This window comes from Microvirga terrestris, assembly GCF_015694425.1.
Taxonomy (GTDB): domain Bacteria; phylum Pseudomonadota; class Alphaproteobacteria; order Rhizobiales; family Beijerinckiaceae; genus Microvirga; species Microvirga terrestris.
Genome location: NZ_JADQDN010000003.1, coordinates 429,596 through 452,889, shown reverse-complemented (window position 1 = coordinate 452,889; position 23,294 = coordinate 429,596). Strand labels below are relative to the sequence as shown.

Here is a 23,294-nt window from a genome sequence, read left to right as displayed (position 1 = left end):
GATTTACATCTTGGCCGGTGTGTTTTGGAACACAGGGTAAATCACTGCAGCATATCGGCCACAGATGACGCCGCAGAGTCACGCAATCAGGCGGTCTTGGTGCGGGCCATGAGAAGCTTCTGCTTCAGGTCGTGCTGGGCAAAAGGCTTTTGCAGAACCGGGCGATCGCGGAAGGTGTCGCGAATTCCGGCACTGCCGTAGCCCGTGGAGAACACGAAGGGAATCGAGCGCTGTGCCAGGGCCTCCGCTACCGGATAGATCGGTTCGCCGGCCACGTTCACGTCGAGAATGGCCAGATCGACCTGCTCGCGGGAGACGGCCTCAAGGGCCGCGGACAGCCGGGCCGCCGGGCCGATCACCTCGCAGCCGAAATCGAGCAGCATGTCTTCCAGCAGCAGGGAAATCGCAGCTTCGTCCTCGACGACAAGGATTCGCAGGCCATTGAGATCGCCGTCGCTCATTACGCTATCGGTCACGGTTTTGCTTTCTTTCAGGCAAGGCGCTGTTAGATTGTTCCCCAGCGCACGGAACACATGCCCTGGATTTTTTGGACTTCAAGCCTTGAGACTCAGACGCTTCTATCACTTTTGCGCCTCCATGCAAAAGGGCCTGGAAATACCCTGATCCATGATATCATTATAGAACATGATTTCAGGGCGACACAGGTCCATTTCCCCTTAGTCTGGAACCCTCTTAAGTCGTATGGCAGCTGTGATAGGAAAAACCGAACGTTTCGGGGTTCTTCGGCTTCTTGCATCTCTTAGCGTCCCTCTGACGCTGTCGAGCGCCCAAGGCCTTGCTCACGGGCATCATCCCATTGTGGTCGCCTCCAAGGCCAATACCGAAGGCGCCCAGATCGTCTATGAGCGCGCCCCCCGTCGTGCGGACCGAGGCGCTGAAGCGATTTCCGAAAATTTCGAAAGCTTTGAACCGGGTCTTTGTCTCTCACAGCACGGCCAAGCTTCAGGCGCTCAATGCGGAGATCGTGGTCGACGAACGGCCGGCCAGGAATGTGGCCGAGCGTTACCTGAACCAGCTTCATCCTCGTCCAGGTGGGTAGGTGCTCGTATGCCCCCTTGCAGAAGCCAAGGCTTGTCCTGAATAATCCCCCATGGTCTCGCGTTTCTCCGCCCTTTCTCCCGCATTCGCCTGGAACCGCCATCATGCCTAAGCGGCGACCCAGGGAGCCGATCCTCATCGTCCTGCATCAGGAGCATTCGACTCCCGGCCGTGTGGGACGCTTGCTTAGAGAGCGCGGCTATCCACTCGACATCCGCCGCCCTCGCTTCGGCGATCCGCTGCCGGAGACGCTCGCCGCGCATGCCGGCGCCGTCGTGTTCGGCGGGCCGATGAGCGCCAACGATCCGGATGATTTCATCAAGCAGGAGATCGACTGGATCGAGGTGCCGCTCAAGGAGAACAAGCCCTATCTCGGCCTCTGCCTCGGCGCGCAGATGATGGCCAAGCACCTAGGCGCCGGCGTCTGGGCGCATCCGGAGGGCCGGGCCGAGATCGGCTATTACCCACTTGTGCCGACGCGGGCAGGCGAGGCCCTGAGCACGGATTGGGGGGTGCCTTGGCCGAGCCACGTCTATCACTGGCATCGGGAAGGGTTCGATTGCCCCTCGGGCGCGGAGACGCTTGCCACCGGCGATGATTTCCCGACCCAGGCGATCCGGGTGGGTGAAAAGGCCTTCGGCCTCCAGTTCCACCCGGAGGTGACCCACGCGATGCTCTGCCGCTGGACGGTCGTGGCCGAGGAGCGCCTCGCGATGCCCGGCGCCCAGGACCGAATCCGCCAGATCGAAGGGCGGTTTCAGCACGACCCGCATGTCTCCCGCTGGCTTGACCGGTTCCTAGACCACTGGCTAACCGAAAAGCAGTGAGAACCAGCCATGAAGACTCCCGTCCTGGTCAGCGAGCGCCTGTGTTTTCATCCTTGGGAAACCGAGGATTTTCCGCTGTTCGCATCGCTTCACGGTGACCCTGAGGTGCAGCACTTCCTGCAGATGGGCGATCCGCCCTGGGACGAAGCGCACCTTTTGGCCAAGTTCGAGGGCTTCCGGGCCGATTATGCGGCCCACGGCTGGACCAAGTTCAAGGTCACCGACCGGCAAGGAGCGTTCCTTGGCCGTGCCGGCTTCGGGTGTTTTCCGGAAACGGATGAGCTCGAACTTGGCTACAGCTTCAAACGCGCTCTCTGGGGTCAGGGCTATGCAGCCGAGGCCGCCCGGGCGCTGCTGGACTGGATCTACACGGCCAAGTCCGTCGATCATGTCATCGGGTTCGCGGTGGCCGAACATGCAGCCTCCCGCCGGGTGCTCGAAAAGGTCGGGATGTCATTGACCGGCATCAGGGATGTCGATGGAATTCCCAACGCCTTCTATCGCCACGACCGCCCAGACTGAGGCACCTCGGTTGCTTCACGTCGCGTCGAACTCGAAGGGCGACACGCCGCGCCGCATCTCGTCGACAATGAGCGCATGCATCAGTGGAGGAGCGGCGCGCTGCGGGCAGGCGACGCGCTCGCACAGGCGGCAGTTGATGCCGATGGGCGTGGCTTCAGCGGAGGTCAAATCGTGGCCTCGGGTATAGACGAGGCGATGGGCATATTTCAGCTCGCAGCCGAGGCCGACCACGAATTGCGGATCGGGCGTTCCCCACGGTTTGAAGGCGCGCTTGACTGCGCGGGCGACAGAAAACCAGCGCGATGAATCCGGCAGCTCGACGATCTGGGTCGCCACCTGGCCCGGTGTGCGGAAGGTGGAGTGCAGGTTCCAGAGCGGGCAGGTACCGCCGAACTGCGAGAACGGGAAGCGGCCGGACGAGAAGCGCTTCGATACGTTGCCGGCCGAATCCACCCGCACTAGGAAGAAAGGAATGCCCCGTGCACCGGGGCGGGCCAGCGTGGTGAGGCGATGGGCCACCTGCTCGAAGCTGGCGCCGAAGCGGGCGCCCAGCACCTCCACGTCGTAGCCCAAGGCCTCCGCAGCCGCGTGGAACTTCGCATAGGGCATCATCAGCGCGCCGGCGAAATAGTTGCCGAACGAAACCCGAAGCAGCCGCCGCGCCGGACCGTCCGCCGGTTCCAGCCGCGCGGCCAGCGCGTCGATGGTCTCGCGCATCTCGGTGAAGGCCAATTGGTAGGCGGCTTGGAAGGTTCTCCCAGAAGGGTCTACCAGTTCGGAGATCAGCAGCTGCCGGCGGTGATGGTCGTAGCGGCGGAGTGAGTCCGGCATCACGTCGACCGGCATCACCCGCACCCGGATGCCGTGCCTGGCGTGCAGGCGCTCGCTGATCGCGAAGAAAAGATCGTGGCCGCTCGATGCGAGTTCCGAGGCGAGCGTCTCGGCGGCTTCGTCCAATTCCGGAAAATGGTTCTTGGCCTCGTGGATCAGCTCCCGCACCCGGTCGACCGGGTTGACCGGGGCTGAGTCCTCGGCGCGGTCGCGGTCACTGAGGCTGGGCATCACTGCCTCCCGGGCCCCGCGCATGGCCTGGTAGGCCCGATAAAGGCGGTTGATGGCGTCCACCAGCGAGGGGGCGCTCTCCACGGTCTCGCGCAGCTCGAGCCGCGCCACCGGAGTTGAGCGGAACAGCGGATCGGCGAAAACCTCCTCCAGGTCCGACACGGTGCGTTTGTGATCGTCGTTGGCGAACTCGCGCGGGTCCAGCTGATAGGCATGGGCGAGGCGGATGAGCACCTGGGCGGTGATCGGGCGCTGGTTGCGCTCCATCAGGTTCAGGTAGCTCGGCGAGAGCCCAAGCTCCTCGGCCATGCGGGACTGGCTCAGGTTGAGGTCCCGCCGCAGACGCTTCAGGCGGGGGCCAACGAAAAGCTTTCTGCTCTCATCCATGTTGTAAATCTTTTTACAATCTTACACGGGGTGACTTGTCATCGATTTACAAGGCGACTTTTCTTCGGGAATCAACCGTTGAAACAATGGCTGCTTCAGGGATTATCAGAAGAATACGCCCCGCTGCACCGCATCAATACTGGCCTGCAGGGAGGTTTTGTCAAGGAATGTAAACAGAAGGATAAGCCATGACCGTCCAGACGCCTCCGGGTTCGCTGCAAGACCTGATCCCCTCCGCTCCTGCGGGCCGCTTCGACGGTGTGAGCCGCCCCTACACGGCCGAGGACGTGCTCCGCCTGCGTGGCTCCTTCCCCATCGCTCATACGCTGGCCGAGCGTGGCGCGCAGAAGCTGTGGCAGCTGCTGCATGAGCGTTCCTACGTTCATTCGCTCGGCGCCATGACGGGCAACCAGGCCATGCAGATGGCCCGTGCCGGGCTCGAGGCGATCTATCTCTCCGGCTGGCAGGTGGCCGCCGACTCGAATGTCGCCGGCGCCATGTACCCCGACCAGTCGCTCTATCCGGCCAATTCCGGTCCCGAGCTGTGCCGGCGCATCAACCGCACCTTCCAGCGCGCCGACCAGATCGAGCATGCGGAGGGCGGCGCGCAGCGCGACTGGTTCCTGCCCATCGTGGCCGATGCGGAGGCTGGCTTCGGCGGGCCGCTGAACACCTTCGAGATCATGAAGGCCTATATCGAGGCCGGCGCCGCAGGCGTGCATTTCGAGGACCAGCTCGCCTCGGAAAAGAAGTGCGGCCATCTCGGCGGCAAGGTGCTGATCCCCACCTCGGCGCACGAGCGCAACCTGACCGCCGCGCGGCTTGCCGCCGACGTGATGGGCACCTCGACCCTGATCATGGCCCGGACCGATGCGGAATCGGCCAAGCTCATCACCTCGGACGTGGACGAGCGCGACCGGCCCTTCATCGAACCCGACAGCCGTACGCCGGAAGGGTTTTATCGCCTCAAGGACGGCACAGGCCTCGACCATTGCATCGCCCGCGGCTTGGCCTACGCGAAACTCGCCGACCTCCTGTGGTGGGAGACCTCGCACCCGGATCTCGACGATGCCCGCAAGTTCGCGGAGGCGATCCACAAGCGCTATCCGGGCAAGCTGCTGGCCTATAACTGCTCGCCCTCCTTCAACTGGAAGAAGAAGCTGGACGACGCCACAATCGCCAAATTCCAGCGCGAGCTCGGTGCCATGGGCTACAAGTTCCAGTTCGTGACGCTCGCCGGCTTCCACCAGCTCAACTACGGCATGTTCGACCTGGCGAGCGGCTACCGCGACCGTGGCATGGGCGCATATTCGGAGCTGCAGGCGGCCGAGTTCGCTGCCGAGACGAGCGGCTATACCGCCACCCGCCACCAGCGCGAGGTCGGCACCGGCTACTTCGACAAGGTCTCGGTGGTGATCACCGGCGGCAAGTCCTCCACGACCGCCATGGCCGAGTCGACAGAGACCGCCCAGTTCCAATCCTCGACCAAGCTTCAGGCGGCCGAGTAAATCTCGATAAACCTCAAACCCTTTCAGCAATGGAGATCGACAATGAGCAATTCACGTTTCTGGGTGGTCGGCGGCGAGTACACCTCCTGCGATTGCGAGAGAATCGTTCAAGGCACGGAACGGGTCGTCGGACCCTTCGAGAGCCGCACGGAGGCCGAGCGCACCTGGCGCACCCTGTCCGAGGATCACCGGCCGCAGGCCCAGGTCCGGTTCACCATCGCCCAAGAACCTCCGTCGACCCTAAGTGCCTAAAAGAGGCCCTTGAGGCGCTGAAGGTCGCCCCGCCGGAGGACGAAGGTTCCTTCGGCGGGATCTTTTGCGGTCACACGAAGTTTTTATCCTCCGGCTCAACTCTTCTTGAGTCCCCCTCTGCCTAAATCGCCGGACTGTCCTAAAAACAGCAGGGCAATGTTCGACTAAGGGGGTTCATATGAAGTCCATCCTCAAGCCGGTGGTGGTTGCTGCTGCCCTCGGGCTGGCGGCAATGGGTGCCGCCAGGGCCGATGTGGTCGTCTCGTCCAAGATCGACACGGAAGGCTCCGTTCTCGGCAACATCATCCTGCTCGCCCTCGATGCCAACGGCATCAAGACCCAGGACCGGATCCAGCTCGGGGCGACCCCGGTCGTGCGCAAGGCCCTCACGGCGGGCGAGATCGACATCTACCCCGAATACACCGGCAATGCGGGCTTCTTCTTCAACAAGGCGGACGACCCGGTCTGGAAGGACGCCGCCAAGGGCTTCGAGACCGCCAAGAAGCTCGATTACGACGCCAACAAGATCGTCTGGCTCGACCCGTCGCCGGCCAACAACACCTGGGCCATCGCCCTGCGCAAGGAAGTGGCCGACGCCAACAAGCTCAAGACCATGTCCGATTTCGGCCAGTGGATCGCCAAGGGCGGCAAGGTGGTGCTGGCCGCCTCCGCCGAGTTCGTGAACTCGGAAGCCGCCCTGCCGGCCTTTCAGAAGACTTATGATTTCCGCATGAAGCCCGAGCAGCTCATCGTGCTGTCCGGCGGCGACACCGCGGCCACCATCAAGGCGGCGGCCGAGCAGACCAACGGGGCCAACGCCGCCATGGTCTACGGCACCGACGGCGGCATTGCCCCCTCCGGCCTCGTGGTGCTGACCGACGACAAGGGCGTCCAGCCCGTCTATGCTCCGGCGCCCGTCGTGCGCGAGGCGGCCCTGAAGGAGAACCCGAAGATTGGCGAGATCCTGAAGCCCGTCTTCGCCTCCCTCGATCTGGCCACCCTCCAGGGGCTGAATGCCCGGGTTCAGGTCGGCGGCGAGCCGGCCAAGGCCGTAGCGACGGATTACCTGAAGTCCAAGGGCTTCCTGAAGTAACCTGAACGTTTGATCTCGGAGGATGAGACGTCAATCACTGATGTTCACTCTGAGACGCAGGCGCCTTCTCCCTCCCCCTTGTGGGGAGGGCCGGGGTGGGGGTGTGAGCGCAGGACTGGACCAGCGTGACGCTCACACCCCCCACCTCCAACTCCTCCCCACAAGGGGGAGGAGGGTTTTACGAGCCAGACTCCCAAGTCATAGGGCGGCGCGATAAAGAGCCTGAAGTTTTGTGAACACGATCTCCTCCCGAACCACTGCGCCCGGCATGCCCACCCTGCGCCCCACCTTGCACCTGGACCGGCTCGGGAGCGTGATCGCCGGGCTCATCGGCCTTGCGCTCTTCGCGAGCCCCTTCGTCACGTACCGGGCCAACCGCATCGTCTCGGGCGAAGGGCGCCTGCTTGTCGACGCTTTGCCGCCGGCAGGCGCACTTATCACCGTCGTCGTGGTGCTTGGCGTCGCGTTCTGTGCGGCGCTGGCGCGTAAGCCCCTCGCCCGGCTGGCGGCAGCCTCCCTCGGATTGTGCGTGATCTTTCCCGCCATCGGCATCTCGGCGGGCTTCGTCACGCCGGCCGGCAACACCTTCGCCCGCGTGTCGCCTGCCATCGGCTTCTGGCTTCTCGCGCTGGCCTTCGCGCTCCTGGCCGCCGACGCGCTGACGCGCCTGCGTTTGGGTCCTTGGGGAAGGCTCGGGGCCTTGAGTGTCGCCGCGGGCGCGCTGGCGCTGCTGCTCGTGTCGGGCGCCTGGAACGATCTCTCCCTGATGAAGGAATATGCGAACCGGGCGGAGACCTTCTGGCGCGAGGCGCGCCAGCACCTATGGCTCGCCTTAGGATCGATGCTGGCCGCCTGTCTCGTGGGATTGCCGCTGGGCCTGGCAAGCCACCGCGTTCCCGCCTTGCGGGCCGCGATCTTGAACGGACTTGGCATCGTGCAGACAATCCCGAGCATTGCGCTCTTCGGCATCCTGATCGCGCCGTTGGGATTTCTGGCGGCAAACGTGCCGCTCGCCGCAGCACTCGGCATCCGAGGCATCGGAGCGGCGCCCGCTTTCATCGCGCTGTTTCTCTATTCCCTGCTGCCGGTGGTGGCCAACACCATGGCGGGCTTGAGCCAGGTGCCGGCCGACGTGATCGAAGCCGCGCGCGGCATGGGCCTGTCGCGGCGCCAGCGCCTCGTGCAGATCGAGCTGCCGCTCGCGCTTCCCGTGATCCTCGCGGGCATCCGCATCGTGCTGGTGCAGAACCTGGGGCTCGCCACGATCGCCGCGCTGATCGGGGGAGGGGGCTTCGGCACCTTCGTGTTCCAGGGCATCGGCCAGACGGCCATCGACCTCGTGCTGCTCGGGGCCATTCCGACGGTGGCCCTGTCCTTTGCCGCGGCCATCATCCTCGATGCGATCATCGACCTGACACGGCGGGGCGCGCATGATCGAGATTGAAAATCTCAGCAAGCGCTATGGCGACAATATCGTCGTCGACGACGTGTCGTTTACGGTCGGAGACGGCGAGATCGTGGTCGTCGTCGGCACATCGGGTGCCGGCAAGTCGACCCTGCTGCGCATGATCAACCGGCTCGTCGCTCCCGATGCAGGCCGCGTTCTCATCGACGGACAGGACACGACAACCATCCCGGAAGACGAGCTGCGGCATCGCATCGGCTATGTCATCCAGGGCTACGGCTTGTTTCCGCATCGGACGGTCGCGCAGAACATCGCCACGGTGCCGCGCCTTCTCGGCTGGGACAAGGCGCGGATCGCGGCCCGGGTCGAGGAACTGCTCGACCTGTTCCAACTCGATCCGGGTGAGTTCGCACAGAAATTTCCGCATCAACTGTCCGGCGGCCAGCAACAGCGCGTCGGTGTCGCTCGGGCGCTCGCCGCAAAGCCCGCGCTTCTCCTGATGGACGAGCCTTTCGGCGCGCTCGATCCCGTCATTCGCGGCAAGGCGCAGGACGATCTCCTCGCGATTCAGCGACGGCTCGGCACCACCATCGTGCTCGTCACCCACGACATGAACGAGGCCTTCCATCTGGGCGACCGCATCGCCGTGATGGATGGGGCAAGGCTCCTGCAATATGCCACCCCGGCGCAACTGCTGACCCATCCGGCGGAAGCCTTCGTCGAGCAGCTCGTCGGAACAGTGGAGCGGCCCTTCCGCCTGCTGTCCCTCGTGACGGTGAAGGACGCCATGGAGCCCGGATCCGCAGACGGAGAGCCGATCACCGTCTCGGCGACCTTGCGCGATGCGCTGGCGCAGCTGATCTGGCGTGGCAGGCCGGCTCTCCCCGTGGCCGATGCATCGGGGGCTCCCATCGGGCGCATCAGCGTCGACGGCATCCTCAAGCACGGGCGGCCTCTCGCATGAGCGCGCGGGCCGTGATCCTGCGCGTTGCCGCTTTGCTGCTGCTCGTCGTCTTCGTGACGGCACCGCAGCTCTTTGCGTTCGCGTTCGCGCCGCTGGCCGCCAACAACGCCCCAGCGATCTACAATCAGGGTAGCCTGCTCGCGCTCACCCTTTCGCATCTGCGCATCGTGTTCCTGGCCACATGCGCCAGCACGGCCCTGGCCGTTGCGCTCGGCATCTTCGTCACGCGGCCAAAGGGCCGGGAGTTCCTGCCGCTCTCACGGAGCCTCGTGAATATCGGCCAGACCTTCCCGCCCATCGCCGTGCTGGCGATCGCCGTGCCGCTTGTGGGTTTCGGAGAAAAACCCACCTTCATCGCGCTGTTTCTCTACGGTCTCCTGCCGATCTTCGAGAACACGCTGGCCGGGCTGACGGAGGTTTCGCCCCAGACGCTGGAGGCCGCCAGGGGGATGGGCATGAATGCCCGCCAGCGCCTGTGGCAGGTGGAGCTGCCGCTCGCCCTGCCGGTGATCCTCGCCGGAATCCGGCTGTCGGTCATTATCAGCTTAGGGACGGCGACCATCGGCTCGACGGTAGCGGCCAAGGGGTTGGGCGAGGTGATCATCGCCGGACTTCAGTCCAACAACATCGCGTTCATTCTTCAGGGCGGGTTGGTGGTTGCCTTGCTGGCCGTTTTGATTCACGACGGGCTCGGGCTGACCGAACGGATGGCTGCGCGAAAGCTTGGCCGTTTCGTGGACGAGACTGCATGACGATTCTGGCACGACTGAAGACAGAGACCCGAGCGGCCCACGACCGCATCGAGACGGCGATGGATCTCGACCGCCGGATCGCCTCACGGGAGGCCTACCGGGATCTGCTCATCCGCTTCTACGGGTTCCACAAGGCCTGGGAAGAGGAAGCCGCCGGCCAAGCGCCCGACCGGGGTTTCTTCGAGCGTCGGCGCAAGACGCAGCATTTGGTGAAGGACCTCGAGGCTCTAGGACTAAAATCGGAGGACATCATCCGTTTGCCACAATGCCGTCCTCTGATGCCACTCTTAGGCTCGGAGGCCGTCCTTGGGAGCATGTATGTGGTCGAGGGTTCCACCCTCGGCGGCACCATCATCGCACGCGAGGTGGAGCGCCGGCTCGGATTCACCGCGGAGACGGGCTGCGCCTATTTCCGCAGTTACGGACGTGATATTGCGGCCATGTGGAGGTCGTTCGGCGCGGTGCTTCTGGAAGCGTCCTCGCCGAAGGTCGACGATCTGATCGTCGAGTCCGCACAAAAGACCTTCACCGTGATGCATGATTGGCTGTGCGAGACCCCATGACCCTGCAAACGCCGCAAGATATCGACCTGACCGCCTGCGACCGCGAGCCGATTCACATTCCGGGCAGCATCCAGCCGCACGGAATCCTCCTGGCGCTTCGGCTCTCCGACCGGACGCTCGCCTATGCCAGCGCCAACATCGCGGAGCTCTTCGGCCTGGATCCGACCGGCGCCCTGGGCCGGCCTTTGGCCGAAATTCTGCCGATCTTAAGCAGGGAATTCGAGGAACAGCTCGCCGATCCGCCACCGGCCGGGACCACGCGCTATCTGCGCACGATCGATGTTGCCGCGACAACGGGTCAGCGGACCTACGAGGCCGCGATCTCCCGCTCGGGCGCATGCGCGGTTCTTGAGCTCGAGGAGACGCCCCGGGAAGACGTCTCAAGTCTCGATTCGCTGTACCCGACCCTGCGCCGCTTCGTGGAACAGCTGCAGGGGGCCTCCAGCGTCGATGCCCTGTGCGAGCTTGCAGCGCAGGACATTCGCCGCATGACCGGGTTCGACCGGGTGCTGATCTATCGCTTCGACGAGCTCTGGAACGGCACCGTCATCGCCGAGGACCGCAACGAGGTCTTGCCGTCCTATCTCGGCCTGCGTTTTCCGGCCTCCGACATCCCGGCCCAAGCGCGGGAACTCTACCGGCGCAACCGCCTTCGCATCATCTCCGACGCCAACTACACACCCGTGCCGATCCAGTCGCGAAGCCCTGAGCCGCTGGACCTAAGCGACTCGGTGCTGCGCAGCGTCTCCCCGGTGCATCTCGAATACATGCGCAACATGGGAACGCTCGCCTCCATGTCGATCTCGATCCTGCGCGACGGCAGGCTGTGGGGCCTGATCTCCTGCCACAGCAAGGAGCCGAAGCGGGTCTCGCTCCAGGTGCGCAACGCCTGTGATTTCCTCACCCAGATTTTCTCCCTGCAGCTCGAGGCGCGCGAGAACACGTCGCTCGCCGAAAACCGGGTGCGCCTCGGCGCCGTGCAGACACGGCTCCTCGCCCATATGGCGGCAGAAGACCACTTCATCGCCGGTCTCGTGAACCACCCGGACGACCTCATGCTCCTGGCCGGAGCGCAAGGCGCGGCGGTGCTCACGCCGGACCATTGCTGGCTTTTGGGCCAGACCCCGGGCGAGGAGGAGGTCAGGGCCCTGTTCGCCTGGCTCTCACGGCATAACCAAGAGGATGTGTTCGCGACGGACAGCCTGTCTGAAGCCTATCCGGCAGCGAAGAGCTATGCGGACCGGGCCTGCGGCATTCTGGCGATCTCAGTCTCGAAGGCGCATTCGAGCTATGTGCTCTGGTTCCGCCCCGAGGTGGTGCAGACGGTCAAATGGGGCGGCAATCCGCAAAAGCCCGTGCAGGAGGAAGCCGGCACCGCCCGGCTCCACCCGCGCCGCTCGTTCGAGATCTGGAAGGAGACGGTGCGGGAGCGGGCCCTGCCGTGGGATCGCAGCGAGATCGAGGCGGTCAAGGAACTGCGCAACGCCATCGTGAGCATCGTGCTGCGCCGGGCCGAGGAACTGGCCGCCATCTCCGAGGAGCTGCGCCGCTCCAACAAGGAGCTGGAGGCCTTCTCCTACTCGGTCTCCCACGACCTGCGCGCGCCGTTCCGGCACATCGTGGGCTATTCCGAGCTCCTGAAGAAGCAGGAAGGGAACGACCTATCGGAGAAGGGCAGGCGCTATGTCGACACCATCATCGATTCCGCCTACACGGCCGGAACCCTAGTGGACAACCTGCTGCGCTTCTCGCAGATGGGGCGCACGGCTCTCAAGCCGCGGCGGATCGACGTGCATCGCCTGATCGACGAGGTCCGGCAGCAGCTCATGGTGCATGCGGGCGATCGCCGGATCGAATGGGTGATCCGCGACCTGCCCGAGGTGACGGCCGATCCGGTGCTGATCCGGCTTGTGTTTGAAAATCTTCTCGACAATGCCGTAAAGTACACCCGCCCCCAGGAGAAGGCCCGCATCGAGATCGGCTCCACGCGCAACGATGGGGAGACCGTCTTTTTCGTGCGCGACAACGGCGTCGGGTTCGATATGAAGTACATCGACAAGCTCTTCGGCGTCTTCCAGCGGCTGCACCGGATGGAGGATTTCGAGGGGACCGGCATCGGCCTCGCCAATGTTCGCCGCATCGTCGAGCGACATGGGGGCCGGGCCTGGGCGGAAGGCACGCTCAACAAGGGCGCGACCTTCTCCATCTCCCTGCCTGACGAAACAAACACTGAAGGAGCGGCGTGAATGCCGGACTTGAAGCCGATCCTGCTGGTTGAGGACAACCCGAAGGATCTTGAACTGACCCTGGCGGCCTTGGAGCAGAGCCAGCTCGCCAACGAGGTCGTCATCGTGCGAGACGGCGCCGAAGCGCTCGATTTTCTCTATCGCCGCGGTGCGCATGAGAGCCGCAACACCAGCGACCCCGCCGTGGTCCTGCTCGACCTCAAGCTGCCGAAGGTGGATGGGTTGGAGGTCTTGGAGAAGGTGAAGTCCGATCCGCATCTCAGGCAGACCCCGGTCGTGATGCTCACCTCCTCGCGGGAGGAGAGCGACCTCGTGCGCAGCTACGAACTCGGGGTGAACGCTTTCGTGGTGAAGCCGGTGGGCTTCCGCGAGTTCTTCGATGCGATCCAAGATCTCGGCGTGTTCTGGGCCATCCTCAACGAACCGCCCCCGCGGCGCCACGGAGAGTAACGCTGCCGATGAGCGTGCAGGACCGTCCTCAGTCCGGCCCGATGCTGCGCATCCTCCTCCTGGAGGACAGCGCGCTCGATGCTGAGCTGGTCACGGAGGCTCTGGCCTCCGCTGACCTGACCGTCGCGACGGAGCGCGTCGATACGGCGGCCGATTTCGCCCGGGCGGTGCAGGACGGGGGCTGGGACATCATCCTGGCCGATTACAGGCTTCCGGCCTTCGACGGGTTGAGCGCGCTGGAGATCGTGCAGGCGCGGGCCCCCGGCACGCCCTTCGTGTTCGTGTCCGGGGCGCTCGGCGAGGAGGTGGCGGTCGAAGCCCTGAAGCGCGGCGCCACGGACTATGTGCTCAAGCACAGCCTCGACCGGCTCCCGGGTACCGTTCTGCGGGCACTCGCCGAAGCCCGCGAGCGGGCCGACAAGCGCCATGCGCAGGATGCCCTTCAGACGCTTCTCGAGCAGCAGACGGCGCTTCTGCACGAGCTCGACCACCGGGTGAAGAACAATCTCCAGCTCCTCCTGTCCCTGATCGGGATCGAGATCCGTCAGGCCGAGGACGATCAGACCCGGCAGGTGCTCGGCCGCATGCGGGAGCGCCTGCAGGCGCTGGCCGCGGCCCATCGCGATCTCTACGACGGCAAGGGATCTGCGCGCTTCGATGCCTCAAGCTTCGCCAAGGGTCTCTGCCAGGAACTGACCGCCGCAATTCCCGGGGTGAGGATCACGCCGGAATTCGAGGTCGAGAACGTGGAGGTGGAGGCCGCCAAGGCGGCGCCCATCGCGCTCCTGTTCAACGAGATCGTCGTCAACGCTCTCAGCCACGCCTACATCGAACGCCATGGCAAGCTGAAGCTGACCTTGCGCATTCGGGACGGGGTTCTCCTGTTCCAGCTCTCGGACGATGCCTTCAGCCCGGAGGAGAAGCAGGCGGCACAGAACGGCGCGTCCGGCACGGTCCTCAAGGCTTTGTCGCGCCAGCTCGATGCCCATGTGGAATGGCCACCGGGTGAGCCGGCGACCCTCGTGCGCGTCACCATGCCGGCTCAGGACGTGAGCTAGCACGATGGCGCGGGAACCCATGGCCGGAACGAACACTGCCCAGGCGGCTATGGGCTTTCCCGGAGGAGCCAGGATATCCCTGCGCCAGATTCTCTGGGGGCTGGTGCTCACCATCTCGCTGCCGATCATCCTGGTAGCGACGGGCGGCTTCTACTCGGGCTACAGGGCCGAGCAGCAGGCCGTCGATCAGCGCATGCAGGAAACCGCCCGGGCCTTGAGCCTGCTGCTCGACCGGGAAATCGACAAATCGGTGCTGGCGCTGCGGATCCTGTCCCAATCGCCGACCCTGGCCAGTGGCGGGTTCGAAAGCTTCTACAACCGGGTGAAGGATGTCGATCTCGCGAATCCGTCCTGGATCGCTCTCTTCGAGCCGAGCGGCCGCGCCATCTTCAACACCCGCGTGCCCTATGGCGTTCGGTTGCCGGACAGCAACCGGCCGGATGCTCTTCGGCAGGTTAAGGAAACCCGCAAGCCTCATGTATCGGATCTCCACACGGGTTCCCTGACCGGACAGCGCCTCATCAACATCGACGTCCCCGTCATCATCGACGGGAGGGTGGCCTACATCCTGTCGCTCGCCATCACTCCCGAGACTTTTCAAGACATCATCCGCGACCAGAGGATCGCCGATGGCTGGAACGCCGCGGTCCTCGACCGCAGCAAGCGGATCGTGGCCCGGTCCCGCGCGCCGGAGCGGTTCGTGGGCCAGCCGGCCAGCGCCAATGTCCAGGAGGCTCTTGCGGCGTCCTCCGAGGGCGTTCTCCAGAGCGTCACGCTCGATGGCATTGCGGTGCGCACCTATTTCAGCCGGTCGCCGGCCTATGGCTGGACCTTCGTCATCAGCATCCCGACTTCGGAACTGGCACAATCGATCGAGCGCGCCCTCTTCTGGCTCACGATCCTGGCCGGGGTCGTTCTCCTCGGCCTGCTCCTGGCAGCTCTTCTGTCGCGCGCGATTGCGAGACCCGTCGACCAGCTCGTTGCGGCCGCCCAGGCGCTCGGCCGCCGGGAGGAGATCTCCGGACCGGACACCACGCAGGTTCTGGAATTCGACACGATCAAGACGGCGCTGGCAGAAGCGTCGGCGGATATCCGCCAGCATGAGCGCGACCGGGATGACGTTCTCTCGCAGATCGCGGAAAGCGAGGCCCGCCTGCGCCTGGCGCTCAATGCGGGGCATTTCGGCTCCTGGGAGTTCACGCCGGAGACAGGCTCCTTCATCACCTCCGCTACCTGCCGGGCCCATTTCGGCCGCAGGCGCGACGAGCCGTTCACTTACGCGGATCTGGTCTCGTCCATTCATCCCGACGACCGCGCCATGCAGGCCGAGGCCGTGGCGCAGGCGATTGCGACCAACACGGATTTGAATGTGGAGTATCGCGCGATCTGGCGTGACGAGAGCGAGCACTGGATCCGTGTCAGCGGGCGGACGCGGACGAGCGCAAACGGCCAGTTGTCCATGGTCGGCGTCTCGCAGGAAATCACCGAGCGCAAGCTTGCCGACGAACGGCAGGCGCTTCTGCTGCGCGAGCTGAATCATCGTGTGAAGAATACGCTGGCGACCGTGCAATCCGTGGCCTCGCTGACGCGCCGTTCGGCCGAGAACACGGATCCTGCGGCCTGGAACGCCTTCATGGATCGCCTGCACGGGCTCGCCAAGACCCACGATCTTCTGACGAACACCCAGTGGCAGGGCGCGCTCCTGGAGGATGTGCTCAAGAGCGAGCTCGATCCCTACCAGGACGCCATGCGCCAGCGCATCCGCCTGAAGGGGCCGAGGATCAACCTTCAGCCGAGCGCGGTGCTGGCCTTGGGGCTCGCCATTCACGAGATGGCGACGAATGCCGTCAAATACGGCAGCCTCTCGGTTCCGGACGGAAAGGTTCACGTGATGTGGGCCGTCACGTCCGGAAGCGCTCCGCCCTCGCTCCTCGTCGAATGGGTCGAGAGCGGCGGTCCGACCGTGAAGCAGCCGGAGCGCCAGGGCTTTGGAACCAAGCTCATCCAGCGCGGCCTGGCGCAGCAGCTCGGGGGCGAGATCAAGCTCGATTTCGCTCCGGCAGGCGTTCGCTGCGTGATCACCTTCCCGATCGCCACCATGGTCACCGATACCGACGATGTTGATGAGACCCGGCAGCGCTATGCGTCCTGATCAATCGTCCTGCTTGACAGAAGACCATGGGTCCAGCGCCCATGGTTTCGAAGCGCTAAGCTGAACCATGCGGTGCCTCAATGCCGACCATTCGCGACAAGCTCGAAACCATCCTGCAGCGTCTGGACGCGCGAGCCGCCGACGAGCGGGTGTTCGTCCGCCTCTACCGCGACGCCGCCCGTGCGGCTGCCGACGCGGCCGATGCCCGCCGGGATGCGGGCGTTTCCTTAGGCCCGCTCGACGGAGCGATCGTCTCGATCAAGGATCTGTTCGATGTGGCGGGCGAGACCACGCTTGCCGGCTCCATTGCGTTGCGCGACAGGCCTCCGGCGACGAGGGATGCCGTCATCGTCCGCCGCCTGCGCCAGGCGGGCGCCGTCATTCTCGGCAAGACCAACATGGTTGAGTTCGCCTATTCGGGGCTCGGCCTCAACCCGCATTACGGCACCCCGGGCAATGCGGCCGATCCCCTGCGCATTCCGGGCGGATCATCCTCGGGGGCTGGGGTCACCGTGGCGGAGGGCACGAGCGAGATCTCCATCGGCAGCGACACCGGCGGGTCGGTGCGCATTCCGGCAGCGCTCAACGGGGTGGTCGGGTTCAAGCCGACCGCCCATCGGGTGCCTCTGGACGGGGCGTTCCCTCTTTCGCCATCGTTGGACTCGGTTGGGCCGCTCGCGCGTTCCGTTCAGGACTGCGCCTCCACGGATGCCATCATGGCCGGCGAAGAGCCGTGGACCGTGAAGCCATATCCCCTTTCAGGATTGAGAATCGGCATTCCGCGCGGACGCCTTTTCTCGGATACGGAGCCGATGGTGGAGCAGGCTTTCGAGGAGGCCTTGAGCCGCCTGTCGCAGGCTGGGGCAAAGATCGACGACCATAGCATCGACGATCTGCTTACGGCCATGACGGAGACTACCGCCGCAGCCTCCATCGCGTCCATCGAGGCCTCCGAAGTTCATGCGGATTGGCTGGAGACCAAGGCTGTCGAAATCGATCCGCGCGTACGCTGGTCGATTGCACGCAGCGGCACCGTTCCCGCACCGGTCTACATCCGCATGATTCGCATGCGTCGGGCGCTGGGGGCCGCCATGGATGAGCGGCTGTTCCCGGTCGACGTGCTGGCGCTGCCGACGACGGCCGTCTCGGCGCCCCTGATCGCACCGCTGGAGGCTGACGACAGGCTCTACAACAAGACGGACTGGCACATCCTGCGCAACCCGATGTTCTGCAACCAGTTCGACCTCACGGCGATCTCGCTGCCCGTTGCCGGCTATGAGCGCCCGGTGGGCCTTATGCTGGTGGCGCGCCACGGAGAGGATAGACGGCTGCTGGAGATCGCAGCCGGGGTGGAGCTTGCACTGGGCGGCTGATTCAATTGTACAGACATCCTCTCTGTCGGAGGCGGGAAAGATCGCGTCAATCGAGTGCCGCCGGCACCGATCATGCCGACCGGCGTTATGATCGCTCCTGCAAACCTTGGAGAGCCCGAGCCGGATGATGCGCCAACTCTATCTCTGTCTGGGCTATGCGAGCCTTGGCCTCGGCGTGATCGGGATCTTCCTGCCGGTTCTTCCGACGACGCCCTTCGTTCTCCTCGCCGTCTGGTTCTTTGCCCGCTCGAACCCGGCTCTGGCCGAGCGGCTCTACAGCCATCCCCGATTTGGCCATCTGCTGACCACATGGCGCGATCAGAGGGCCATTCCGCTGCGTGCCAAGATCATGGCTCTGAGCATGCTGGCCGTCTCCTACGGGCTCATCCTGTGGCTGAGCGAGAGCGCTATCCTGCCAGTTGTCCTCGCGATCATCATGGGCAGCGTTGCGCTCTTCATCGCCACTCGCCCGTCACCGCGTGACAGGTTGGAGGACCGGATCCCGGAAGCCTGAGACGAGCGCATCGTGCGGACACGGCGGGCCGCGCTAGCGAAACGTGGACCCGGTTTTCGCTAGCGCGGCCCTTCGGGTCCGCACCAAACGATGCGCTCATCCAAGAAGCAGCATCGGATGGATCCCAAAAGTGCAAATCCACTTTCGGGTCCGAAGCGCAAGCGGGATCGGAGACATTTCGCATTTAGCCAAGGTTGCGCCATGTTGCGGTCACGGTTCCGGTTAGGCTGCGGGTATCTTGACCAGGAGGGAAGTCATGCGCAGTCTCAGCTTGTCGGTCTTCCTGCTTGCCTCGGCCGCCATGATCGCACCGCTTCTGATCGCCATGGCTTACGGTGCCAGCATCGTGATATCGGCCCTGATGTTTCCCTGAATTTCCACCACGACGAATCGCCGAGCCGTTTGTTCAGCTGCGCGGATTCGCGATTTCGGCCGTCAGCTTCGGCAGTTCCCTGGTCATCCAATCGACCATCTGATCGCTCGTCTTCAGGTGCGCCGGCATGGGAATGAACGGCCCAAGCGATTCATAGATGGCCGTGGGATCCTTGTGTCCCAGAATCGGATCGAGATCGTCCTCGATCTCGGGCGTGATGCTGCGGCTGCCGAACCAGGTCAGGAGCAGGAGGAGCATTCCGACGGCGCCCGCGAGGACGACCAGCAAGGATATCGCCAAGTCTGCCACCAGTTCCTTCCCCGCAATGAGAGGCCCACTTCGCTCATCTTTGAGCTTACCATCGAACGACCTTTCCTCCAACGATGCAAGCCGCCACCTTGCGACATGATGTTCCCTGTTTGATGGCGAGCGAATGAGGTCTACAATCGCCGCATGAGCAGGCGTCATGTCCGCTCATGCATAAAGGGGGCGTGCGATCGATCCTGTTGCAGGGGAGGCGCTCATGAGAACCTACTATGTGTTTCAATCCAGGGCGGAGCCGGGTCTGCGCGGATTTACCGAGATCTCCACGGGCGACACCCTGCCGGCCGATCTGGGGCCATGGGCCCTCGCGCATCAGATCGGTCCCGATGAGGAATGGAACCAGGACATCAGCCGCGCCGTCGTGGCGGCCGGAATCCTGGAGAACGGCTTCTATCTCTGGGGGCCCGTCAACCGCGTTGCCTTATCCCATCCGGTGATCGAGAGCGACCGGGTGGAAGGCACCGCCGTCTACGATCCGCACGCACGGCAAATCGGCACGATCAAGCGTCTCCTGATCGAGAAGGTGAGCGGCCGCGTCCTCTATGTCGACGTCACCTTCGGGGGCTTCTTCGGGATGGGCGTCCATCATCGCACGATCCCATGGGACAAGCTCTCCTACGACAAGGAGCTCGAAGGCTATCGCACCGACGTGACCGAGGCGCAAGTGCAGGGAGCGCCAGCCTTCTACGGCGACGATACGGTCTGGCCCGACCGCAGGCGCGAACAGGAGATGCGGGATTACTGGCATGATGTCCCGCGAGGGCCCATCTGACATCGCCGCTCCATCACATCCTGGAGGACCGCTATGATCGCGCATGTGTTCAAAGTCGGGGAGGTCGTGAAACCTCATCCATCCTGCAATGCTCTTCCGCACGATGTCTTCAGGGTGCTGCGCCTGTTGCCGATGACAGCCGGCGGCCTGCCGCTCTACTGCATCAAGAGCGAGACGGAGATGATCGAACGCGTGGTGGAGCAGAACGCGATCGAGGCTGCGCCGCGTTGATGGCATATGTACACGATACCGGGAAACCTGCACCGGCCCGGAACCAGCTTGAGGCTTGGCCGTTGTCTCTTTGAATACCTTCGTTCCCTCTGGCAACTCGACGGCCTGACGGTCTTTCCGCTCAGGCCTTTTTCTTTGTCGTGCCGGCTCGTCTCGGTCAGCTGCGCGTGGATTGCAGATTCAGCGCCGGCACGATGCTCTCATTCAAAGGGGAAGCATCGGATGCGTCAGGCTGCGGCAGGCTGGTGCGTGAGCGCCGGTGTCATCATGCGCCCGCGATTGATCAAGGTGGCAGCGCAGGTCGCGAGCGAGAGGGCAGCACGGTCCGAGCGCCTCGTCTGCAGGCAGATCACGTAAAGCCGCATCACCTCGACCGTGACATAGTGGAACGCCACATCCGAACCCCGAGCGAGCCTCATGCGCCGGGAGGCCGTGTCGAGCTTATTGAGATAGAGCGCCCGCTCCGTCTGCGGCTCCGCGAGAAAGCCGCTCAAGCCTCCAAAGGTATCCTCGAAATGTCCCCACAGGAGTGCCAAGTTCTTGGCGGCTTTGTCCTGCTGGTCGGGCACAAGCGTCTTGAACTCTCCCAGGAGGCTCCAGATCGGATCCTGTTCAAGGGCCTCGTCCTCAGCGGTGTTCACCAGCGGAACGAAGGGAAGCAGGGTCCGGGCATTCGATATCAGCACGGGACGCAGCCTGTCCCATTCGGAAAAGACTTTCGGAAGCACGATCAGCGCGGCGGCCAGAGCCGTCTGATCGAGCGCCTTGCCGATCTGACGAAGCACCGGACGCGCGGCCTCGCCATATTGTTCCACGATGCGCCAGCGCAGATGGCACAGCCTGGAAACCTGGTCGAGCTTTTCGATGAGTTCATGACGCGGCTGATCGTCGGCGGACCAAGGAAAGACGAAACCGGTTCTGGACTGAGGCGAAGAACTCATGAGGGTGACGATCCGATCCGCAAATCACTGTCGTGCAAGGCTCCGCTCATACAGGGGCAATCGCGGCAACTTTGAGGCTCCGGTTGGAGATTGAGGTTGTTGCTGCGCCTGCCGCAAGCCTGCCGCACCAAGATAGGAATTTGAGTGCTCCGTCAGTGAAAACTCTGCCGACAAATCAGAATGCCGCGCGCACAATGACGCCACGGGAGGCAACGCAACATCATCCACTTCGCCCCGAGCCGACCTTGAACCGCGACCGTTCATGCTTACGTGTCAAACAGACCCCTGATCCGGGCCCCTCTGACGCAGGAAGCGGTGGCGCTTGCGTGATGTCGGATCGTTTCCGATCCGGCCGCCGGCACAGAGATGCTCATGTTTCAAGAACTTCTGGCTTCCCTCGTCAGCCTCCTGATCGTCGATCCGTTGCAGGCGGAGATGAGCGAGCGCTTGGTGCAGGTCCGGGCGCCTCAGGCCGTGATCGCGGATGTGAGAACCTGCGCTGAGGCCTCGCTGCCTGGTCTGGCCGATCGCGCCATGGCCGAGCCCCTCTGGGTCGTGACCACGGCCCTCGACGTCTGGACTGGCCAGACTGCCCCCGAAAACATCCTCGGGAACACCCCTCAATGCGCGGCCGCCCTCAAGTCGGCACGTGTGTATCTGGAGAGCCGCGGGGCGTGATGACGCTCGTCTTCACCTGAGGATGGGCAGGTGAGGCCGGGACAGGGCATGCCAGAGGGAGCGCGGGCGTTCCGGATCAAGAAGTTCGTGATCCGCCAGTGCCTTTTCGGCGTCGTTGATTCTGGGTGGATCGAACGGCCGAAGAGAGCGTCCAGGGCCCGAGAGCGCGTCGATCGCTGCGATCAGGGACCGCCGCTCCGCCATCACGGCGAAGACCTGCTCCGGCGACGTGCCCAGATGTTCGGCCAGCAGCCGAGCCCGAAAGCTCCGGATCACGTGGGCGACCTGCGTGTCGTCATCCGTCTCGAGAGCGAGATCGCACTCGGTATCGTACCCCATCGAGCGGTTGTTCAGGTTGGATGACCCCACCCGCAGCAGCCGGTCGTCCATGATCATGATCTTGGCGTGCACATAGATCGGCTGCTCCCCCTCAGTGACCGGCGTATAAACCCGCAGGCGCCCGAAGCGGTCGCTGCGCCGTAGCATGGCCAGGAGACGAGCCCTTGCCGAGCCCATGGTTTCCTCCTCGAGCCAGCCTTCAGCCGATTCGGGGTTGACGATCACGAATTCGGGTCCGTCTGGCTCGCCTAAGCGCCGGGCGATGGCCTCCGCGACGGCACGCGACGCGAAGTATTGACTCTCGAAGTAGACGCTCCGGCGGGCGGCTGCGATCGCAGCGAGGTACAGCGCTTCGATCTCGCGCACCTCTGGTTGAGTGTCGTAGGCCGGGATGGTCCGGGCGATCGCGACCGCCACATCGGCCATGTCGACGGGCAATCCGTCGGGCCAGGGATCCGACACGGCAGGCGGTGGCGCCAGAACCTCTCCCGAGGCTCGCTCCCAGCGCTCCCGGGCATGATCGCCAAGAGCCTTGGCCGCCGCTCCGCTCACGGCCGTGGTGGCATCATGCCACGGCCCGTAGGCACGCCTCGTGAAAGGGCGGCGACGGCGGGGATCGGCATCGCGGTGCTCCGACGTATCCCAGCGATCGCCTGTCATGTCGATGCCACCGCAGAAGGCCACGGCATCGTCGATCACGACGATCTTGTGGTGGTGCGCCGCGCCGGGCGGGTGGGCGCCGTCGAGCTTGAAGGTGATGCGCTCATGCATGGCCCATTGGGCCACCCGGAAGAGGGTTGTGCCCCGCCACAGGGCCTTCACCATGCCGAGGTCCCACTTCAGAATGTTGACGTGAAGATCCGGCTTGGTGTCGACAAGCCATGTCAGGAACGCCCCCAGGTGCCGGGGATATTCATCTGTCCCGCCGGTGGGGTCGAGATCGATGCGCGTATCGAAATCCCACCCGATCATGAGGATGGAATGCTGCGCCTTGAGCATGGCCGACTGCGCGGCCTGGAAGTAATCGGCGGCATCGACGATGAGGGCAACGCGGTCGGCCTGCTCGATACACCAGCATGTATGGCCCGGCCGCAAGACTTGCACTGTTACTCTCTCCATCGCCCCACCGCCCTGCATGCTTGATTCCTCGATGAGAGCGTGGCGCCATCCAGGATGCCTTGGATCTAAACCGGACGCAGTCACCCCAGGTTCCGCCGGGAAAGCCGGGATCACGGCATCGGTCCGGGCACACTTGAGCGCTGGTCCGGATCGCGCCGGCCCGGCACGACTCTCAAGGTCGATCAACTGAGCCGATGACCGCCCGCGGGTCAGGCATACAACGCGCGTGCCTTGACGTGACCGACTGTGGTGCATGGCAAGCGCTGCGCCTGGAGGCCCGGGCTTGCCAATCGAGCCCTGGAACGGCAATCTCCGGCCTAACCAAAACAT

At 64.2% G+C, this 23,294-nt stretch carries 24 protein-coding genes; 19 read left to right on the top strand and 5 right to left on the bottom strand.

Features of this window, described 5'->3' with window-relative positions; genetic code table 11:
- Positions 1 to 86: 86 nt before the first annotated feature.
- Entirely contained in the window at positions 87 to 461 is a 375-nt protein-coding gene (locus tag I2H36_RS09145; RefSeq protein WP_196263598.1) for a response regulator, read from the bottom strand.
- 401 nt (positions 462 to 862) lie between these two features.
- On the opposite strand from I2H36_RS09145, the gene I2H36_RS09140 reads away from it, so the two are divergent.
- The 3 genes from I2H36_RS09140 (at position 863) to I2H36_RS09130 (ending at position 2,408) form a co-directional block, all read left to right on the top strand.
- Complete coding sequence (locus I2H36_RS09140; RefSeq protein ID WP_196263568.1) at positions 863 to 1,060, top strand: glycine betaine ABC transporter substrate-binding protein; 198 nt, start codon at positions 863 to 865, stop codon at positions 1,058 to 1,060.
- A gap of 103 nt (positions 1,061 to 1,163) precedes the next feature.
- Positions 1,164 to 1,886: a glutamine amidotransferase gene (locus I2H36_RS09135; protein ID WP_196263567.1), complete on the top strand. Its 723-nt coding sequence runs from the start codon at positions 1,164 to 1,166 to the stop codon at positions 1,884 to 1,886.
- 9 nt (positions 1,887 to 1,895) lie between these two features.
- Complete coding sequence (locus tag I2H36_RS09130) at positions 1,896 to 2,408, top strand: GNAT family N-acetyltransferase (protein ID WP_196263566.1); 513 nt, start codon at positions 1,896 to 1,898, stop codon at positions 2,406 to 2,408.
- Between the two features lie 15 nt (positions 2,409 to 2,423).
- Here the strand turns inward: I2H36_RS09130 and I2H36_RS09125 are convergent, their stop codons facing one another.
- Positions 2,424 to 3,857 carry a helix-turn-helix domain-containing protein gene (locus I2H36_RS09125; protein ID WP_196263565.1) on the bottom strand — a complete coding sequence of 478 codons (1,434 nt, stop codon included), beginning with the start codon at positions 3,855 to 3,857 and terminating at the stop codon, positions 2,424 to 2,426.
- A 188-nt stretch (positions 3,858 to 4,045) separates the two neighbouring features.
- On the opposite strand from I2H36_RS09125, the gene aceA reads away from it, so the two are divergent.
- From aceA to I2H36_RS09060, 13 genes are all read left to right on the top strand, one after another.
- Positions 4,046 to 5,365, top strand: coding sequence for an isocitrate lyase (gene aceA / locus I2H36_RS09120; protein WP_196263564.1), 1,320 nt, complete (start codon positions 4,046 to 4,048; stop codon positions 5,363 to 5,365).
- A gap of 42 nt (positions 5,366 to 5,407) precedes the next feature.
- The gene (locus I2H36_RS09115; protein WP_190845585.1) at positions 5,408 to 5,617 is read left to right on the top strand and encodes a DUF4170 domain-containing protein; all 210 of its coding nucleotides are present in this window, start codon (positions 5,408 to 5,410) and stop codon (positions 5,615 to 5,617) included.
- 232 nt (positions 5,618 to 5,849) lie between these two features.
- Positions 5,850 to 6,710: a glycine betaine ABC transporter substrate-binding protein OsmF gene (gene osmF, locus I2H36_RS09110; protein ID WP_246718734.1), complete on the top strand. Its 861-nt coding sequence runs from the start codon at positions 5,850 to 5,852 to the stop codon at positions 6,708 to 6,710.
- A 268-nt stretch (positions 6,711 to 6,978) separates the two neighbouring features.
- Positions 6,979 to 8,154 (top strand): ABC transporter permease, encoded by a 1,176-nt coding sequence (locus tag I2H36_RS09105; RefSeq protein ID WP_196263597.1) that lies wholly within the window; start codon positions 6,979 to 6,981, stop codon positions 8,152 to 8,154.
- Positions 8,141 to 9,079 (top strand): ABC transporter ATP-binding protein, encoded by a 939-nt coding sequence (locus I2H36_RS09100; protein ID WP_196263562.1) that lies wholly within the window; start codon positions 8,141 to 8,143, stop codon positions 9,077 to 9,079. The genes I2H36_RS09105 and I2H36_RS09100 overlap by 14 nt, the downstream gene beginning before the upstream one ends.
- Positions 9,076 to 9,831 carry an ABC transporter permease gene (locus tag I2H36_RS09095; protein ID WP_196263561.1) on the top strand — a complete coding sequence of 252 codons (756 nt, stop codon included), beginning with the start codon at positions 9,076 to 9,078 and terminating at the stop codon, positions 9,829 to 9,831. Before I2H36_RS09100 ends, I2H36_RS09095 begins: the two co-directional genes overlap by 4 nt.
- A complete protein-coding gene (locus I2H36_RS09090) occupies positions 9,828 to 10,394 on the top strand; it encodes a biliverdin-producing heme oxygenase (protein ID WP_196263560.1) in 567 nt (188 codons plus the stop codon). Before I2H36_RS09095 ends, I2H36_RS09090 begins: the two co-directional genes overlap by 4 nt.
- Entirely contained in the window at positions 10,391 to 12,640 is a 2,250-nt protein-coding gene (locus I2H36_RS09085; protein WP_196263559.1) for an ATP-binding protein, read from the top strand. Before I2H36_RS09090 ends, I2H36_RS09085 begins: the two co-directional genes overlap by 4 nt.
- Entirely contained in the window at positions 12,641 to 13,090 is a 450-nt protein-coding gene (locus tag I2H36_RS09080; protein ID WP_196263558.1) for a response regulator, read from the top strand.
- 8 nt (positions 13,091 to 13,098) lie between these two features.
- A complete protein-coding gene (locus tag I2H36_RS09075; protein ID WP_196263557.1) occupies positions 13,099 to 14,148 on the top strand; it encodes a sensor histidine kinase in 1,050 nt (349 codons plus the stop codon).
- 4 nt (positions 14,149 to 14,152) lie between these two features.
- Positions 14,153 to 16,300 carry a sensor histidine kinase gene (locus I2H36_RS09070; protein WP_196263556.1) on the top strand — a complete coding sequence of 716 codons (2,148 nt, stop codon included), beginning with the start codon at positions 14,153 to 14,155 and terminating at the stop codon, positions 16,298 to 16,300.
- A gap of 80 nt (positions 16,301 to 16,380) precedes the next feature.
- Positions 16,381 to 17,673 carry an amidase gene (locus I2H36_RS09065; protein WP_196263555.1) on the top strand — a complete coding sequence of 431 codons (1,293 nt, stop codon included), beginning with the start codon at positions 16,381 to 16,383 and terminating at the stop codon, positions 17,671 to 17,673.
- Between the two features lie 124 nt (positions 17,674 to 17,797).
- Entirely contained in the window at positions 17,798 to 18,187 is a 390-nt protein-coding gene (locus I2H36_RS09060) for a YbaN family protein (RefSeq protein WP_425523291.1), read from the top strand.
- 406 nt (positions 18,188 to 18,593) lie between these two features.
- Here I2H36_RS09060 and I2H36_RS09055 read toward each other — a convergent pair whose 3' ends face one another.
- A complete protein-coding gene (locus I2H36_RS09055) occupies positions 18,594 to 18,860 on the bottom strand; it encodes a hypothetical protein (protein WP_196263554.1) in 267 nt (88 codons plus the stop codon).
- Between the two features lie 223 nt (positions 18,861 to 19,083).
- On the opposite strand from I2H36_RS09055, the gene I2H36_RS09050 reads away from it, so the two are divergent.
- On the top strand, positions 19,084 to 19,656 hold the full coding sequence (locus tag I2H36_RS09050) for a PRC-barrel domain-containing protein (protein ID WP_196263553.1): 573 nt from the start codon (positions 19,084 to 19,086) through the stop codon (positions 19,654 to 19,656).
- Positions 19,657 to 19,689: 33 nt separating this feature from the next.
- Complete coding sequence (locus tag I2H36_RS09045) at positions 19,690 to 19,887, top strand: hypothetical protein (RefSeq protein WP_196263552.1); 198 nt, start codon at positions 19,690 to 19,692, stop codon at positions 19,885 to 19,887.
- Between the two features lie 227 nt (positions 19,888 to 20,114).
- Here the strand turns inward: I2H36_RS09045 and I2H36_RS09040 are convergent, their stop codons facing one another.
- Complete coding sequence (locus I2H36_RS09040; RefSeq protein ID WP_196263551.1) at positions 20,115 to 20,828, bottom strand: hypothetical protein; 714 nt, start codon at positions 20,826 to 20,828, stop codon at positions 20,115 to 20,117.
- 372 nt (positions 20,829 to 21,200) lie between these two features.
- Between I2H36_RS09040 and I2H36_RS09035 the strand changes: the two genes are divergently transcribed.
- Positions 21,201 to 21,506 (top strand): hypothetical protein, encoded by a 306-nt coding sequence (locus I2H36_RS09035; protein ID WP_196263550.1) that lies wholly within the window; start codon positions 21,201 to 21,203, stop codon positions 21,504 to 21,506.
- A gap of 12 nt (positions 21,507 to 21,518) precedes the next feature.
- Here the strand turns inward: I2H36_RS09035 and I2H36_RS09030 are convergent, their stop codons facing one another.
- The gene (locus tag I2H36_RS09030) at positions 21,519 to 22,982 is read right to left on the bottom strand and encodes a phospholipase D-like domain-containing protein (RefSeq protein WP_246718711.1); all 1,464 of its coding nucleotides are present in this window, start codon (positions 22,980 to 22,982) and stop codon (positions 21,519 to 21,521) included.
- Positions 22,983 to 23,294 lie beyond the last annotated feature (312 nt).